This is a genomic window from Paraburkholderia sp. UCT70 (genome assembly GCF_050434085.1).
GTDB classification, from domain to species: Bacteria; Pseudomonadota; Gammaproteobacteria; order Burkholderiales; family Burkholderiaceae; genus Paraburkholderia; species Paraburkholderia tuberum.
Genome location: NZ_JBNPVZ010000004.1, coordinates 2,101,618 through 2,117,400 on the forward strand (window position 1 = coordinate 2,101,618; position 15,783 = coordinate 2,117,400).

The 15,783-nt window shown below is 63.8% G+C and carries 14 protein-coding genes and 3 tRNA genes; 5 read left to right on the top strand and 12 right to left on the bottom strand.

Annotated features, from left to right (window positions below; genetic code table 11):
- Positions 1–247 precede the first annotated feature (247 nt).
- The gene (locus OKW41_RS35240; RefSeq protein WP_429575458.1) at positions 248–871 is read left to right on the top strand and encodes a hypothetical protein; all 624 of its coding nucleotides are present in this window, start codon (positions 248–250) and stop codon (positions 869–871) included.
- Between the two features lie 143 nt (positions 872–1,014).
- Here the strand turns inward: OKW41_RS35240 and OKW41_RS35245 are convergent.
- The 5 genes from OKW41_RS35245 to uvrC all read right to left on the bottom strand — a co-directional run bounded on the left by OKW41_RS35245 (position 1,015) and on the right by uvrC (position 4,651).
- Positions 1,015–1,088, bottom strand: a tRNA-Cys gene (locus tag OKW41_RS35245).
- A gap of 128 nt (positions 1,089–1,216) precedes the next feature.
- Positions 1,217–1,292 (bottom strand) — tRNA-Gly (locus tag OKW41_RS35250).
- 62 nt (positions 1,293–1,354) lie between these two features.
- A tRNA-Gly gene (locus OKW41_RS35255) sits at positions 1,355–1,430 on the bottom strand.
- 198 nt (positions 1,431–1,628) lie between these two features.
- Positions 1,629–2,222, bottom strand: a complete 594-nt coding sequence (gene pgsA, locus OKW41_RS35260; RefSeq protein WP_062127799.1) for a CDP-diacylglycerol--glycerol-3-phosphate 3-phosphatidyltransferase — start codon at positions 2,220–2,222, stop codon at positions 1,629–1,631.
- 197 nt (positions 2,223–2,419) lie between these two features.
- A complete protein-coding gene (gene uvrC, locus OKW41_RS35265) occupies positions 2,420–4,651 on the bottom strand; it encodes an excinuclease ABC subunit UvrC (protein WP_429575459.1) in 2,232 nt (743 codons plus the stop codon).
- A gap of 253 nt (positions 4,652–4,904) precedes the next feature.
- On the opposite strand from uvrC, the gene earP reads away from it, so the two are divergent.
- The 4 genes from earP (at position 4,905) to OKW41_RS35285 (ending at position 9,102) form a co-directional block, all read left to right on the top strand.
- Positions 4,905–6,098 (top strand): elongation factor P maturation arginine rhamnosyltransferase EarP, encoded by a 1,194-nt coding sequence (gene earP, locus OKW41_RS35270; protein ID WP_429451014.1) that lies wholly within the window; start codon positions 4,905–4,907, stop codon positions 6,096–6,098.
- 395 nt (positions 6,099–6,493) lie between these two features.
- Complete coding sequence (efp, locus tag OKW41_RS35275) at positions 6,494–7,051, top strand: elongation factor P (RefSeq protein ID WP_008919334.1); 558 nt, start codon at positions 6,494–6,496, stop codon at positions 7,049–7,051.
- A gap of 274 nt (positions 7,052–7,325) precedes the next feature.
- Positions 7,326–7,532: a CsbD family protein gene (locus OKW41_RS35280; RefSeq protein WP_090801149.1), complete on the top strand. Its 207-nt coding sequence runs from the start codon at positions 7,326–7,328 to the stop codon at positions 7,530–7,532.
- A gap of 187 nt (positions 7,533–7,719) precedes the next feature.
- Positions 7,720–9,102: a sigma-54-dependent transcriptional regulator gene (locus OKW41_RS35285; protein WP_429451016.1), complete on the top strand. Its 1,383-nt coding sequence runs from the start codon at positions 7,720–7,722 to the stop codon at positions 9,100–9,102.
- 110 nt (positions 9,103–9,212) lie between these two features.
- On the opposite strand, the gene nagZ is transcribed toward OKW41_RS35285, so the two are convergent.
- The 7 genes from nagZ to lepB all read right to left on the bottom strand — a co-directional run bounded on the left by nagZ (position 9,213) and on the right by lepB (position 15,781).
- Complete coding sequence (gene nagZ, locus OKW41_RS35290; protein ID WP_429575460.1) at positions 9,213–10,241, bottom strand: beta-N-acetylhexosaminidase; 1,029 nt, start codon at positions 10,239–10,241, stop codon at positions 9,213–9,215.
- 66 nt (positions 10,242–10,307) lie between these two features.
- On the bottom strand, positions 10,308–10,781 hold the full coding sequence (acpS, locus tag OKW41_RS35295) for a holo-ACP synthase (protein ID WP_429575461.1): 474 nt from the start codon (positions 10,779–10,781) through the stop codon (positions 10,308–10,310).
- A gap of 24 nt (positions 10,782–10,805) precedes the next feature.
- Positions 10,806–11,570: a pyridoxine 5'-phosphate synthase gene (pdxJ, locus tag OKW41_RS35300; protein ID WP_429451022.1), complete on the bottom strand. Its 765-nt coding sequence runs from the start codon at positions 11,568–11,570 to the stop codon at positions 10,806–10,808.
- Positions 11,567–12,481 carry a DNA repair protein RecO gene (recO, locus tag OKW41_RS35305; protein ID WP_184061416.1) on the bottom strand — a complete coding sequence of 305 codons (915 nt, stop codon included), beginning with the start codon at positions 12,479–12,481 and terminating at the stop codon, positions 11,567–11,569. The genes pdxJ and recO overlap by 4 nt, the downstream gene beginning before the upstream one ends.
- Positions 12,468–13,367: a GTPase Era gene (gene era / locus OKW41_RS35310; RefSeq protein WP_026225953.1), complete on the bottom strand. Its 900-nt coding sequence runs from the start codon at positions 13,365–13,367 to the stop codon at positions 12,468–12,470. The genes recO and era overlap by 14 nt, the downstream gene beginning before the upstream one ends.
- Positions 13,368–13,421: 54 nt before the next feature.
- Positions 13,422–14,702, bottom strand: a complete 1,281-nt coding sequence (rnc, locus tag OKW41_RS35315; protein WP_429575462.1) for a ribonuclease III — start codon at positions 14,700–14,702, stop codon at positions 13,422–13,424.
- Positions 14,703–14,887: 185 nt separating this feature from the next.
- Positions 14,888–15,781 carry a signal peptidase I gene (gene lepB, locus OKW41_RS35320; protein WP_429451027.1) on the bottom strand — a complete coding sequence of 298 codons (894 nt, stop codon included), beginning with the start codon at positions 15,779–15,781 and terminating at the stop codon, positions 14,888–14,890.
- Positions 15,782–15,783: the final 2 nt, after the last annotated feature.

Consider the following 15,783-nt stretch of genomic DNA (forward strand, 5'->3'; position numbering starts at 1 on the left):
ATGTTGATGGCAGCCTTTCGCTCAGCGCGAATTCGGCGGGCAGGCTATCGGTCGGCTGGAGTAGCACGTTTTTCACCATCGACTCCAGCATCGCTCAAAGCCCCTCCACGGGCACTCAGTCGCTGATCGCCGGGACGGCTTCGCTCTCGTCGGCGCTCAAGCTCCCCACGTTGACCAATGGACGCCAGATCGTCAATGGCGCTGTGTATGTCGGCGCAGTTCCCGCGCGCAGGCGCGGGTCAGCTACGTGGGACCCAACGTGCAGGAAGACTATCTGGCGGCGGACGGTAGTACCGTGATCCGCACCTTGCTCGGCACCAGTTACACCGTCGTTTCGCTGAGCGGTCTGATATCCGCGACGCCGTCCGAACTCTTCACGAATAGCGCGTTGGGCCTGATCACGAATACGATCAACGGGCAATCGCTGTATAGCCCGCAGGCAAACTGGCAAGCAGGCGCTGCCTACATCAAGGTGGTGCGGCAAACGGTCGGAGACGAGTTGTACACCTACGACTGCATCTCACCGGCTACGACAGGCAGTAGTCCGACGCCCTGCTCGGCAACGGTATCGACGCTGGAAAGTTTCTTTCCCTACGCCAGCACGACGGACGACAAGACCTATCAGCTTTCCGATGGCCAGATCGTCACGTTGCAGGGCGTTCGCGCATGGGTGGCCAACAGCGTGCTCGGGGGCAGCACGACCGACTATCGCGTGTATTACCAGTACAACGGCGGCATCTACGCGGGTTACATGATCAGGAGCGGCACAACGATGGAGATAGCGCCGCTCGGAGGCGGTACGCTGCAAGAGAACTACTACTTCCTGAACACCGCTGCCGTGCAGTCGATTAAATCCGCGCTCAATTTCTGATCGATTCGGAGGAATCGTCTGCGGCACGCGGTCGGATCGACCGCTCCGCTCACATTGATGACGACGATCGACAAGGCTGGCGAAGAGAGGAACAGAAAAAGAAAAGCCCCGACAAGTCGGGGCTTTCGCTTTACATCAAAGACTGGAGGCGCGAGCCGGAGTCGAACCGGCCTAAACGGCTTTGCAGGCCGCTGCATAACCGCTTTGCTATCGCGCCGCAAGCGGACTGGAACCTGGACACGGGTTCGCAGATTTATCGGTGATTACCAGAAGAACCGAAGCTCTGGAAAGTTCAGAACGAGCGGCCTTCCAAACAAAAAGGGAAGCGCTGCTTCCCCTGATGTATGGAGCGGGAGACGAGGCTCGAACTCGCGACCTCAACCTTGGCAAGGTTGCGCTCTACCAACTGAGCTACTCCCGCATTGAACTGCTTCACCGCGCTGCCTTTTTTTACTTCGCCAAACAACGCGATGCTTCAAATACTGGAGCGGGAAACGAGGCTCGAACTCGCGACCTCAACCTTGGCAAGGTTGCGCTCTACCAACTGAGCTATTCCCGCGTTGTGCTGCATTTACCGCTACTGCTTTACTGCGTCTCCGGTGTTTCGCGTTGCGTGCATCGAAGAAGCGAAATTATGGAGAATCGACTGAAACGTGTCAACCCCTTTTGCCCATCTGTTTTAAAGAAAATATTTCTCTCGCAGTAGTGCGGGGTTCGAACACACTTTTGCGCCCCCCGAGCTCTTCTCTTCACACCGTCACGCAATGCCGCCGCGCTCGCGAATCTGCGGCCACGCGAGCTTCATGTAGTACAGCATCGACCAGATCGTCAGGAACGCAGCCAGATAGATCAGCCACAGGCCCCACACGCGCGTGTCGACCGTCACGCCGCCACCGAGCGGCAGCGGGCCATAGAACAGCAGCATCGGAATCGCGACCATCTGGCAAGCGGTCTTGAACTTGCCGAGCGAGTTCACCGCGACGCTCTTCGACGCACCGATCTGCGCCATCCATTCGCGTAGCGCCGAGATCGCGATTTCACGTCCGACGATCACGAGCGCGATCGCGGAATCGATCCGCGTGAGTTGCACGAGCACGAGCAGCGCCGCGGTCACCATCAGTTTGTCGGCGACCGGATCGAGAAACGCGCCGAACGCCGAGGTCTGATTCCATTTGCGGGCCAGAAAGCCGTCGAACCAGTCGGTGAGCGCCGCCAGGATGAAGATCGTCGCGGCCGCGAGATTGCGGTGCGCGGGGCTCATCATCATGTCGGGCAAATAGAACACACCGACGACGAGCGGAATCAGCACGATCCGCAGCCAGGTCAGGAATATCGGGAAATTAAACGGCATGGGGCAGGCGCAGCGTCTGACGAGTGAGTTGCAATTGTGCCGTGTCACAGGGCCTGCCACAAGCAAGCGCGCCCAGGCATGGCCGCGCGGGGGCGGCAAGCGAGCCGCCCCCGCGCGTGGTTCGCAGCCAGCCGCAGCGCGACGCCTCGGGTCCGACGAACCGTCATTCCAATCACAGCGCGGCGTGGCCCGCCAATTCAATGCAGTTGCCGGTAGATCTGCTCGGCGAGCGCCTGCGAAATGCCTTCGACGCTCGCGAGATCCTCTACGCTCGCGGCCACCACGCCGCGCAAGCCGCCAAAGCGCGCCAGCAGGCGCTGACGCCGCTTCGCCCCTACGCCTTCTAGTTCTTCGAGCCGCGAGGTCTGGCGCGTCTTGCCGCGTTTGGCGCGCATGCCGGTGATCGCGAAACGATGCGCTTCGTCGCGGATCTGCGCGACCAGCATCAGCGCGGCGCTTTCCTTGCCGAGTTCGAGCGGCGTGCGGCCGTCTGCGAAAATCAGCGTCTCGAGACCGACCTTGCGCCCCTCGCCTTTCGCGACGCCGACGAGCATGCCAGTATCGAGCCCCAACTCCGTGAACACCTGCCGCGCGATCTCCACCTGCCCCTTGCCGCCGTCGATCAGCACGATGGTCGGCAGCACGCCGCCGGCCGCGGCCGGCTCGGCGGCATCGGCGGCGAGCGCGGGATCGGCGGCCGCGTCACTTTGCGATTCGGCGGCTTCGTCGCTCGCATTCGCGGCGGCCTGCGCGACCATCTTTTCGTAGCGGCGCGTGAGCACCTGGCGCATCGCCGCGTAATCGTCACCGGGCGTGATGCCGGCGATGTTGTAGCGGCGATACTCGGACGACTGCATCTTGTGGTGGTGATAGACGACGCAGGACGCCTGCGTCGCCTCGCCCATCGTGTGACTGATGTCGAAGCATTCGATGCGCAGATGCGCGAGGTCGTCGCACTCCATGCCGAGCGTGTCGGTCAACGCGCGCGTGCGCGCCTGCTGCGAGCCCTGCTCGGAGAGCAGGCGCGCGAGCGCGAGCCGCGCGTTCTGCTCGGCCATCGCGAGCCACGCGCGCCGCTGTCCTTGCGGTTGACGCAGTACGGTCACCTTGTGGCCCGCCTGCTCGATCAGCACGTCGACGAGTTCGCGCGCCGGCGCGTGGCTGACCACCAGCACCGGCGGCACGCGATTGCCGAGGTAATGCTGCGCGATGAATGCTTCGAGCACTTCGGATTCGATGCCGCCCAGTGCGCGGCCGTTGCGGCGCTTCGCCGCGGGGCCGGACTCTGCGTTTCCGTCTGTGCCTTCGTCCGCGACTTCGTCGCTGACGGCGTCCGGGGTCGCTTCGGCAGCCTCGTCGATCGCGTCTTCTTCGCTACCATCGGCGTCCTCGTCTTCCGACGGCATGTCCTGAGCGATCGCGAGCGCGTCGGCCGAGGCGCTCGCCGCCGCGGCCGATGGCGCGACCGCTCGCACATCCGCCGATGCATCGTCCTGATCGCCGTCTTCTTCGAGCCCGCCTTCCTCCGCCGTCAACGCGCTCTCCACGTGCGTGGGAAAGTACGCCTTGTCGCCGAGATGTCGTCCGCCGCGCACCATCGCGAGATTCACGCACACGCGGCCGCCCAGCGCGACTACCGCGAGAATGTCGACGTCGCTGTCGCTGCCGACTTCGATTGCCTGCTGATGCAGCACCGTCGACAGCGAACTCATCTGGTTGCGCACCGCCGCGGCCTGCTCGAACTTCAGCTCGCTCGCGAACGCATGCATCTTCTGCCCGAGCTCCTTCATCACCTCGCCCTGGCGGCCGAGCAGAAAGCGCGACGCGTTGGCGACGTCGCGCGCGTAATCCTCCTCGCTGATGTTCGCGACGCACGGCGCCGTGCAACGGCCGATCTGATGCAGCAGACACGGCCGCGTGCGGTTGCTGAACACCGAGTCTTCGCAGGTGCGCAGCTGGAACACGCGCTGCAGGATCTGGATGCTCTCGCGCACCGCCCACGCGCTCGGGAACGGGCCGAAGTACTGGTTCTTGCGATCGACCGAGCCGCGGTAATAGGCCATGCGCGGAAACTTGTGCCCGGTCAGCTTCAGATAGGGATACGACTTGTCGTCGCGAAACAGGATGTTGTAACGCGGCGTGAGCGCCTTGATCAGGTTGTTTTCGAGCAGCAGCGCCTCGGCCTCGGAACGCGTGACCGTGGTCTCGATGCGCGCGATGCGCGTGACCATCATCGCGATACGCGGCGACAGCTGCGTCTTCGTGAAGTAGCTCGATACGCGCTTCTTCAGATCGCGCGCCTTGCCGACGTAGAGCACCGCGCCACTCGTGTCGTAATAGCGGTAGACGCCGGGCAGATGCGGCAGTTGGGCGAGCACTGTTTTCGGCTCGAAGGTGTCGGGGGCGTCGCTGGCTTCGGGTTCGGTCATGCGGGATCGATTGGGGTGGGACTGTCTCGCGCTGCCTCGCCGCTTGCACCGATTGCACTGATTGCACCGATTGCGCCGCCGGGTGCCCGGCATCGTGCGCCGGGGGTCATGTCGCGTGTCGCCGATGCGGCCCGCATGGCGGACAAAGGGCGCGCGCGATCGCGAGCGAGGCTTTAGAATCGCCAGTTTAGAACATTCCGCGTTCGTTCGAACCCGCTCCGTTCGCCGGAATCACCGAGCCAGCCGAGCCGCCATGTCCTCCGTCGCGCCCGATTCCGGATCACCCGCCGCCCCTGCCAACCCGATCGCCTGCGATATCTTCTGCGCGGTGATCGACAACTTCGGCGACATCGGCGTGTGCTGGCGCCTTGCGCGCCAACTCGCGCGCGAGCACGGCTGGCAGGTGCGCGTGTTCGTCGACGATCTGCATGCGTTCAGGAGGCTGTGCCCGTCGCTCGAGCTGGAGCGTGCGCGGCAGACGCTCGACGGCATCGTCGTCGAGCATTGGCACGAGCCGTCCCATGCTGGCGATAGGCTCGAAGTCGCCGACGTCGTGATCGAGGCGTTCGCCTGCGAACTGCCGCCCGTCTATATCGCGGCGATGGCAGAGCGAGCGAGCGCGCCGCTCTGGTTCAACCTCGAATATCTGAGCGCCGAGGACTGGATCGCCGATTTTCATCTGCGGCCATCGCCGCATCCGCGCTACGCACTCAGCAAGACCTTCTTTTTCCCCGGACTCGGCCCCGGCACCGGCGGCGTCCTGAAGGAGCGCGATCTCGACGCGGCACGCGCCGCGTTCGAAGGATCGCCCGCCGCGCGCACCGACTGGTGGCGCAACGTCACGGGCCACGCGCCGCCGCCCGCCGACGCGACGGTCGTGTCGCTGTTCGCCTACGAAAACCCGGCCATCGACAGTCTGCTCGAACAATGGCGCGACAACGCAAGCCCGATCGTGCTGCTGGTGCCCGAAGGACGCATTTCCGGCGCTCTGGCGCGCTTTTTCGGCCTACCGTCGTTTGCAGCGGGCACCCATGCGACACTCGGCAACCTCAGCGCGCACGCGCTCGCGTTCACCGAACAGCCTGGCTACGACGCACTGCTCTGGGCGAGCGACGTCAATTTCGTACGCGGCGAGGACTCGTTCGTGCGCGCGCAGTGGGCCGCCAAGCCGTTCGTCTGGCACATCTATCCGCAGGCCGACGACGCCCATCTGCCAAAGCTCGACGCCGCACTTGCGCACTACACCCGCACGCTCCCAGCTGACGCGCGCGCCGCGCTCGAGCGCTTCTGGCACGCGTGGAACGGCGCTGGTCAGCCGGACTGGGCGGAATTCCAGCGCCACTATCCGGCCCTGAAACGGCGCGCCGCTGGCTGGGCGGTCGAACTCGCGCAAGTCGGCGATCTCGCCGGAAATCTGACCTCGTTCGCAAAAACTCAGTTAAAATAAGCGGTTATCCAACGGCCGACGACGCAAGCGCGGTCCGATTAGACCAACTACCCCATGGTCAGCCCGTCTGACCGGTCCCCTCGAAAAACACAGCACGCGTCCCAGTCTTCCGGTCGGGCACGCGAATGTCAAAAAAGGGACGTATGTTTGGGCGTGTTGCAGATCGGCGCCACTCGTGTACACGCCCGAACAGGGTAAAAATCAGGTAACGGACAGGTGGAACGCCGAGGCATTACGCCCCCGGGTTTTCGCCGCGAGCCGGTCCCGTTTCACGCATACGGGCTGCGCGGCCGCTTCACGCGGCGCGCGGCAGGCGGTGGGCGAAACGCCGAAGCCGCTTGCGCCGTATGCCGTTGAGCAACAGTTAAGCTATTTATCTCGTACAGGACAGTTTTATGAAGACCGCACAGGAACTCCGCACCGGCAACGTCGTGATGATCGGCGCAGACGCAATGGTCGTGCAAAAGGCCGAATACAACAAATCGGGCCGTAACTCCGCCGTCGTCAAGATGAAGTTCAAGAACCTGCTGACCGGCGCAGGCATGGAAACCGTGTACAAGGCGGACGACAAGTTCGACGTCGTCGTGCTCGAGCGCAAGGAAGTGACGTACTCGTACTTCGCCGACCCGATGTACGTGTTCATGGACGCCGACTACAACCAGTACGAAGTCGAAGCCGAAATGATGGGCGACGCGATGCACTACCTCGAAGACGGCATGGCTTGCGAAGTCGTGTTCTACAACGAGAAGGCGATCTCGGTCGAACTGCCGACCACGCTGGTTCGCGAAATCATCTACACGGAACCGGCCGTCAAGGGCGATACGTCGTCGGGCAAGGTGCTGAAGAACGCCAAGCTGAACACCGGCTTCGAACTGCAAGTGCCGCTCTTCTGCAACATCGGCGACAAGATCGAAATCGACACGCGTACGCACGAGTACCGCAGCCGCGCCTAAGCGCCCGTCTGCGTCACCCCGCCAGCGCCGGCGCCCTGCCGGCCTGCACAAAAAGCGCTCAATTTTTGGGCGCTTTTTCTTTTCTGTCGCGCCGTGTATGGTTTAGGAAAACTTTACCGGCAAATTTCTCAAAATTACCATCGCGACATCCGGTTTTCGCGTTGGGCGCGCGGCAAGCCCTTGATCGATTTCATCCACGCTCTTTGGCACGATCTCTGCTAGGTGGGGAGAGTTACGCGAGTATCGCTCATTTTCCACTCCTGGGAGAGGCACCATGAACAACGACATCGCTGAAGGTAAATGGAGACAGATGATCGGCAAGGCGAAGACCGCATGGGGCGAACTGACGGACGACGAGTTGACCAAGGCCGAAGGCCGGGCCGACAAGCTCGCTGGTCTGATTCAGGAACGCTATGGCAAAACCCGTGAACAGGCGGAACTCGAAGTGCGCCGGTTTTTCGATAGCAACCGGGATTTCTGACAGGACCAGTGAAGGAACTACAGGCGCCGGCCCGCGTGACTCAAGGCGCAGTGCCGGCGGCTGTCGTTTTTTCATCGCCCAAGGACCGTTCGTTTAGCCTGTCATCGAGCCCCCAGAGTCCGCGGTGCGCGCCATCAGCGTTGGCGGCGCACCGGGCATTCAACCCATTCATAAAATTGCGCTCGCCATGCCACACGCCCTGATTGTTGAAGACGATCCCAATAGCCTGTCCGGTCTGTCGGCAATCCTCGCCGCCGACGGCTTTTCAGTCGACACCGCGACCACGCTCGCCGAGGCCCGCGGCGCATTGACGCGCTTCATCCCCGACGTCGTGCTCGTCGACCTGAATCTGCCGGACGGCAGCGGCCTCGATCTGTTGCAGCATCTGCCCGCGCATCCGCCGGGCGGCGCGCTTCCGGTGATCGTGATGACCGGCAATGCGACCGTCGAGAGTGCGATCGAGGGCTTGCGGCACGGAATCTGGGACTATCTGCTGAAGCCGGTCAACATTCCGCGCCTGCGCAGCCTGCTCGCGCGCATTCCGCGGCCTTACGAGCTGACCGAGGAGGTCCAGGCGCTGCGCGCGGCGCTGCGTCAGCTTGGGCGCTTCGGCTCGATGCTCGGTCGCAGCGGCGCCATTCAGCACGTGTATGACACGATCGAGCGTCTTGCGCCGACAGAAGCCGCGGTGCTGATCTCCGGCGAGGCTGGCACCGGCAAGCAGATCGCCGCGCGCACGCTGCACGACATGAGCCGCCGCCGCAAAGGCCCGTTCGTCACGTTCGATTGCCGCGGCGCGACCGCGGGCGGGCTCAATCGCTCGCTCGACAGCATGCTGTTCGGTCACGAACGCGGAGCGTTCGGCGGCGCCGAGCAGCGCGAGCCGGGCCTCTTCGAACAGGCGAGCGGCGGCACGTTGTTCATCAACGAAATCACCGAGCTGCCGCGTACGCAGCAGGAAGCGCTGTTGCGCGCGCTCGATTCGCAGACCTTCATGCGCGTGGGCGGTACCAGCCAGATCGTGACCGACTTCCGGCTCATCGCGTCGACGCGCAAGTCGCCGCGCGCGGCGGTCGCGGACGGCTCGCTGCATCAGGACCTCGCGCTGCGCCTCGAAGCCGCCGCGGTCATGCTGCCGCCGCTGCGCGAGCGTGGTGAAGATCCGGTGCTGATTGCGCAGGCAGCCGTCGACGAACTGAATGTGGAAGCGACCGCGCGCGGTACGGCCGAGGTCGCGAAGCAGGCGGGGCCGAATTTCCTGCGCGAATGCCTCGCGTACGACTGGCCGGGCAACGTGCGCGAACTGCAGGAGCGCGTGCGGCGCGCTTATCAGGCATCGGGCGACGTGATCGAGTCGTTGCGCGCCGACGAAGCCAGCACGGCGAACGGCCGCGATCTGAACGGCAGTCGCGTGCAGGTGACCGTCGGTACGCCCCTCGCGGACGTCGAAGAAATGCTGATTCGCGCTACGCTCGACGCGGTCGGCGGCACGCGGCATCGAGCGGCGTCGTTGCTGGGAATCAGCCCGAAGACGCTGTACAACAAGTTGCAGCGCATGCGCTTGAACTGAGCGATCGGATCGCGCGTGCTGCGGTTGTCAAGCAAAGCTTGACGGCGGCTCGCACCGTTCGAAGCTGATAAAAAATGGCGCCTTGAATTGCTTCAAGGCGCCATTTCCGTTTATGCAAACGTACTGCGCAGCAGCCTCTGCGCTTCGGCGTACCGTGGCTCGGCCATCAGCTTGCTCCACGTGAGCGCTTTACCGCGCGGCCGCATGCGCTTCAGCCGCCGCTGCGATTCCCTCGACGGCGTGACGCGCAGCGCGTCGAGCACCTTCTCCGCTTCGTCCGGCTGGTTGCAGATCAGCACCATGTCGCAGCCGGCCTCCAGGGCCGCTTGCGCGCCTTCGGTCAGCGTTCCGCCCTGGCGCGCGGCTTCCATCGACAGATCGTCGCTGAAGATCGCGCCTTCGAAGCCAAGCTTGCCGCGCAGGATGTCCTGCAACCAGATGTGCGAGAAGCCGGCCGGCTTCGCATCGACCCGCGGATAGACGACGTGCGCGGGCAGCACCGCGCCAAGCGACAGACCGAGCCAGTCGTACGGCGCGACGTCGTTGCCGAGGATTTCGTCGATCGGGCGTTCGTCGACGGGCATCGCGACGTGCGAATCTGCCTGCGCGAATCCGTGCCCTGGAAAATGCTTGCCGCAATTGCTCATGCCGGCGAGCGCGAGGCCGTGGTTCAAACTCTTCGCGAGCAGCGCGACCACGCGCGCATCGCGATGGAACGCGCGATCGCCGATCACCCGCGAGTGCCCATACTCGAGGTCGAGCACCGGCGTGAAGCTCATGTCGATACCGCACGCGCGCAGTTCCGCGGCGAGGATATAGCCGACCGCGGTCGTCACCTTGGTCGCGTGCAGCACGTCCTGGTCCCACAGCGCGCCGAGCTTACCCATCGACGGCAGCACCGTGAAGCCGTCGGTGCGAAAGCGCTGCACGCGGCCGCCTTCGTGATCGACGGCGATCAGCAGATCCGGGCGAATCGCGCGGATGGCATCGGTCAGCCCGACCAGTTGCGCGCGGCTCTCGTAGTGGCGCGCGAACAGGATCACGCCGCCGGTCATCGGGTGAGCGAGACGCCTTTTGTCATCGCGGTTCAGCGTTTTGCCGGCCACGTCGAGCATCACCGGTCCGGGTGTGGTTTTCATCGAATTCCGCTGGAAAGGACTGTGAGACAACACAAACGCGACCGCCAGCGGCCGCGCTCAACCTTTTCATTCTGTGGCGGGACGGGCGGACGAAGCCCGCGACGCCGACGCCGACGCCGCCAACGAACCTTCCGTATCGCCCGGCCGCTGCGTCTCCGCGATCACGAACGACACCGCGTAGTCGCGCTCGTCGCTGATCGTCACGCGCGCCGTGATGCCGCGCGCGTCGAGCCAGTCGGCCAGCTCGCCAGAGGCGACCACCATCGGCTCGCCGCTCGGCCGGTTCAGCGTTTGCAGCGCGCGCCAGCTCATCGGCCAGTGCATGCCGAGGCCGATTGCCTTCGAGAACGCCTCTTTCGCCGAGAAGCGCGTCGCGAGAAACGCGAGACCGCGCGCCGCCGAACGGGCGTGGCGCGCGTGGTACACGCGTAGTTCGTCGGGACCGAGCACCTTCTCCGCGAAACGGCCATTGGTGCGAGTCATCACCGCTGCTACGCGGCTGACCTGAACGATGTCCGTGCCGATTCCGTAGATTGCCATGCGTGCGTCCGTCGCCAGGTTGCGTTACGCGCGCGCGCCGAGACGCGCGGCGACCATGATCGCCTTCATCTCGCGCACCGCGTTGTCCCAGCCCGCGAAGATCGCGTGCGCGACGACCGCATGGCCGATGTTGAGTTCGACGATGCCGTCGATCGCCGCGATCTGCTGCACGTTCGTGTAGTGCAGGCCGTGGCCCGCGTTCACTTTGAGGCCGAGCGTCGCGCCGAATTCGACTGCTCGCACGATGCGCTCGTATTCGCGCTGCTGTTCCGCGGGATCATGAGCTTCCGCGTAACGGCCTGTGTGCAGCTCGATCACCGGCGCGCCGGCTTCGTGCGCGGCGCGAATCTGCGTCTCCTCGGGGTCGATGAAGAGCGACACGCGCGAGCTCGCGTCCGCCAGTTGCTTGCATGCGGCGCGCACCGCCTCGAACTGTCCGGCGACGTCGAGACCGCCTTCGGTCGTCAGCTCCTCGCGCTTTTCCGGCACGAGGCACACGTCGTGCGGTTGCACTGCGCACGCGATGTCGAGCATTTCCGGTGTGACCGCGCATTCGAGATTCATGCGCGTTTTCAGCAGCGGACGCAGCTTGTGTACGTCGGCGTCGACGATATGCCGGCGGTCTTCGCGTAGATGCAGCGTGATCGCGTCGGCGCCGGCTTCTTCGGCCATCAGCGCGGCGCGGATCGGATCGGGATAGGACGTGCCACGCGCGTTGCGCAGCGTGGCGACGTGGTCGATGTTCACGCCGAGATCGATCGCGGTCGGCGAAGTCAGGAAGAAGCTCATAGGTTCTGCAGGTCGATCAGGATCTGGCGGGTAGCAAGCGGCGCGCCGCCGAGATAGGTGTTGAGCAGGAAGCGCATCAGCGTTTTGCTTTGCGCGACGGTCTGCGCTCGATGGTAATCGTCCTTTTCCATATCGAGCAAGGTTTGTCCCGTCACTACCGGCCACTGCGCGGGCCATTCGTCCGATGCCTCGCGTACCCCGCGCTCGGGATCGAACACGTAGCGGCCGTCGGCGAGCACCGCTTTGCGTGCGACCGTGCGGTCGAGCGCCATCGCGTATCCGGTCTCGCGTAGCAGCACGCGTTCGAACGAGCGCAGCACCTGCACCGGCGGCTCATCGTGCGCGAGCCGCGTCAGCGTGACGACGTAGTGATGGAACAACTGAGGATGCGGGTCTTCGCGCGCGCAGAAGCGCACCAGCAGTTCGTTGACGTAGAAACCGCACAGCAGCGCGTCGCCGGTCAGCGGCAGCATGCCGCCGACCCATTCGGCGCCGGTCAGCGTGCGCATTTCGGACTTGCCCGACCACGCGAGCGACAGCGGCTGGAACGTTTGCAGCACGCCGCGCAGCGCGGAGTGCGGGCGCTTCGCGCCCTTTGCGACCAGCGCGAGACGGCCGTGATCGCGCGACAGCACGTCGATGATCAGGCTGGTCTCGCGATACGGATAGCTATGCAGCACGAACGCGGGCTGCTCGGTGATCCGATATTCGGATGTGGAGGTGCGCGGCGCGCGGCGCGCCGGCGTTTTGCGTGGCTCGCCATCGTCGGCGGGTGCGCTTTTCGCGCTTTTTGGGCTTTTTGCGTCGGCCGACGATTTCCTCGCGCTACGCGCGGGCCGAGACGGTTCGTGCTCCGGCTGATCCGAAGCCTCGTCTGAATTGAGCGTCATCCACGCGTCATTCGTACCCATACGCACGAAGCCCGGCTTCGTTGTCGGCCCAGCCGCTCTTCACCTTGACGAAGGTTTCGAGGTACACCGGCCCGTCGAACAGCTTTGCCATGTCGAGGCGAGCCTCGGTGCTGATCTGCTTCAGCTTCGCGCCCTTCTGGCCGATGATCATCGCCTTGTGCATGTCGCGATCGACGAGGATCGTCGCGAAGATACGGCGCAGCCGCCCTTCGGTTTCGAACTTCTCGATCAGCACGGTGCTCGTGTACGGCAGCTCGTCGCCGGTCCAGCGGAAGACTTTCTCGCGCAGGATTTCGGCGGCAAGGAAGCGCTCGCTGCGATCGGTCAGGTCGTCCTCGCCGTAGATCGGCTCGCCTTCCGGCAGGAACGGCTTGACGGTGGCCATCAGACGTTTGATGTCGTCGGAATTTTTCGCCGACAGCGGCACGATCTCGTTGAACTCGCGCAGCGTGCTCATCTGCTGCATGAACGGGAACAGCGAGTCTTTATCCGACACGCGATCGAGCTTGTTCGCGATCAGCAGCGTCGGGACCTTCGCCGGGATCAGATCGAGTACCTTCTGGTCATCAGGGCCGAAGCGGCCTGCTTCGATGACGAACAGGATCGCGTCGACCGAGGTCAGCGTCGACGTAACGGCGCGATTCAGCGAGCGGTTCAGGGCGCCGCTGTGTTTGGTCTGAAAACCGGGCGTGTCGACGAAGATGTACTGGGCGTCTTCGAGCGTATTGATGCCGGTAATGCGATGGCGCGTGGTCTGCGCCTTGCGCGACGTGATGCTGACTTTCTGGCCGACCAGCGCGTTCATCAGCGTGGACTTGCCGACATTCGGGCGGCCGACGATCGCGACCATGCCGCAGCGAAAACCAGTGGGAGTGGGAGCGTTCATATTCGGACTACGGCAGGTTCAGTTCGGCGCGCGCGACGCGCACGCCGATGGCAATCAATGGCCCGCATCGGCGACGCGCGTTTGCACCGCGTCGGCGACGCCGGGTTCGTGTTCGGCAGGTGCCGGGGGCACCGAGACAACCGACGCGGGCGCGGCGGTCACGCTCGATGCAGCAGTACCCGGCGCGGCTTCGCGGCTGCGCTGACGGTCTGTGCCGCGAGCGTGTGACGGCGTGTCGGCTTTGAGGTCGGGGGTTTTGTCCGCTGCGGGTTTTTCGGCCGGCTTGTCGACAGGTTTCTCGCCCGCGTGGATCGAAACCTTGTCGGCCCTCTCCGTCTTTTCGGACCTTTCGGCGCGCTCCGGCTTGTCCTGTCCGCTGTACTCCACATGCGCGGCACGAATTACAGCCAACGGCGCACCGGCGGCACCCGGTGCGGCACGCTCGGTCGCCGGTCTTTCAGCGGCTGATTTTTCCACGGAAGGTTTGTCGGCGTGCGCTTCCAGCCCGACAGCCGCGCGCCCTTCACCGCGCGCGCTCTTGCGATCCGGTGTGCGCAAATCCAGTGCGGCCTGTACGCCGGTCACGCCCGGCACGATTTCCTGCTCGGCATTTTTCGCGGCACGCGCGCCCTTCGAGCGCTTCGGCTTCGCGACCACGGCAGGCGCCGCGGCCATCACTTCGTCGAGCGCCTTCTTTGCGGCCGCCTGCTCCGCTGCGCGACGGCTCGCGCCGGAGCCAGACACCTTGACGTCCAGCTTCGGCACCGTACATTCCACTTCGAACTGCTGATTGTGCGCCGCACCATGCGTGGCGACGACCGTATAAGTAGGCAACGCAATCTTGTGGCCTTGCAGATACTCCTGCAGCAGCGTCTTCGCGTCCTTGCCGAGCGTACGCGGGTCGATATGATCGAGAATCGGTACGTAAAGGCGCTTGATGACCGTCTGCGCAGCCTCGAATCCGCCGTCCAGAAATATCGCACCGAGCACCGCCTCGAGCGTATCCGCGAGGATCGACGGGCGGCGGAAGCCGCCGCTGCGCAACTCGCCCTCGCCGAGGCGCAGGCCCTCCGAAATATTGAGTGCCTGAGCAATCTCGTAGAGGGACTGCTGTTTGACCAGATTGGCGCGCACGCGAGACAGGTCGCCTTCGTCGAGTTTGCCGAAACGTTGGAACAAAAGCGCAGCCACCGCGCAATTCAGAACGGAGTCGCCGAGAAATTCGAGCCGTTCGTTATGCGTGGAGCTATGACTGCGGTGTGTTAGAGCCTGGCGCAGCAATTCCGCATTGCGAAATTCGTAGCGCAAACGGCTTTCCAACGGAGATAGGGGCATGGGCAGAGTATAACGCGGGCGCCTGACCCGGCGGAAACACGGGGCGCCAGCGGAAAAAGCGTGGTGAAACGACGATACCGCGAGTTCTTAAAGTAGCATGACAACACGCCGCGACCGAGATAACCGGGTGCCGGTTATTCGCGCGGCGTGTGAGAAGCGCTCATGAAGCGATCAATGCACGCGACTCACTGGAAAGAGCCGATGCGCCGCAGATCGCTGAAGTTCATCCAGATGAAAAATGCGCGGCCGACGATATTGCGTTCAGGCGCAAAACCCCAGTACCGGCTATCCGCGCTGTTGTCGCGGTTATCGCCCATCATGAAGAAATTGCCCGGCGGCACTTTGCAGATCACGCCACGCGCGTTGTACTGGCAGTTGTCGCGATACGGATAATCTTCCGCACCGACGATGAACGGCGGCACCGCCGGATTATTCAGAATCGCGTTCTTGCGGCCGTCGATATCTTCCTGGAACTGCTTCGCATAACCGAGACGCTCTTCGTCGAGATAATCGGGCAACGGCGTTTCAGGCACCGGCTTGCCGTTGATCGTGAGTTTCTTGTCCTGATACTCGATCACGTCGCCGGGCAGACCAATGACGCGCTTGATGTAGTCGACCGATTCGTCTTTCGGATAACGGAACACCACCACGTCGCCGCGATGGACCGGACTGCCCTGCGTGATCCTCGTGTTGGTAATCGGCAAACGTAGACCATATTCGAATTTATTGACGAGGATGAAGTCGCCCACCAGCAGCGTCGGCACCATGGAGCCCGATGGGATCTTGAACGGCTCGATCACGAACGAGCGCACGACGAACACCACCAGAATCACCGGAAAAAAGCTCGCCGTATATTCGAGCCACCACGGCTGACGCAGCTTGTCGTCGCGCAGACGCGCGCGCGTTTGCGCGGCGTTTTCATCGGCGAAACGCTCGCCGATGCGTGCCTGCTGACGATCGAATTCGGCGACTGCGGCTTCCGCCTCGCGGCGCCGTTTCGGCAGGAAAACCAGTTTGTCCGCGACCCATGCGACACCCGTCAAAACGACGAGCACAAAAAGAATCAGCGCAAAATTCATAG

Bases quoted from the DNA above. Each gene is read 5' to 3' on its own strand.
- acpS (WP_429575461.1), bottom strand. From the start codon at position 10,781: ATGGCAATCTACGGAATCGGCACGGACATCGTTCAGGTCAGCCGCGTA.
- uvrC (WP_429575459.1), bottom strand. From the start codon at position 4,651: ATGACCGAACCCGAAGCCAGCGACGCCCCCGACACCTTCGAGCCGAAA.
- OKW41_RS35280 (WP_090801149.1), top strand. From the start codon at position 7,326: ATGAACAACGACATCGCTGAAGGTAAATGGAGACAGATGATCGGCAAG.
- pdxJ (WP_429451022.1), bottom strand. From the start codon at position 11,570: ATGAGCTTCTTCCTGACTTCGCCGACCGCGATCGATCTCGGCGTGAAC.
- era (WP_026225953.1), bottom strand. From the start codon at position 13,367: ATGAACGCTCCCACTCCCACTGGTTTTCGCTGCGGCATGGTCGCGATC.
- pgsA (WP_062127799.1), bottom strand. From the start codon at position 2,222: ATGCCGTTTAATTTCCCGATATTCCTGACCTGGCTGCGGATCGTGCTG.
- lepB (WP_429451027.1), bottom strand. From the start codon at position 15,781: ATGAATTTTGCGCTGATTCTTTTTGTGCTCGTCGTTTTGACGGGTGTC.
- nagZ (WP_429575460.1), bottom strand. From the start codon at position 10,241: ATGAAAACCACACCCGGACCGGTGATGCTCGACGTGGCCGGCAAAACG.
- OKW41_RS35285 (WP_429451016.1), top strand. From the start codon at position 7,720: ATGCCACACGCCCTGATTGTTGAAGACGATCCCAATAGCCTGTCCGGT.
- earP (WP_429451014.1), top strand. From the start codon at position 4,905: ATGTCCTCCGTCGCGCCCGATTCCGGATCACCCGCCGCCCCTGCCAAC.
- efp (WP_008919334.1), top strand. From the start codon at position 6,494: ATGAAGACCGCACAGGAACTCCGCACCGGCAACGTCGTGATGATCGGC.
- recO (WP_184061416.1), bottom strand. From the start codon at position 12,481: ATGGGTACGAATGACGCGTGGATGACGCTCAATTCAGACGAGGCTTCG.
- rnc (WP_429575462.1), bottom strand. From the start codon at position 14,702: ATGCCCCTATCTCCGTTGGAAAGCCGTTTGCGCTACGAATTTCGCAAT.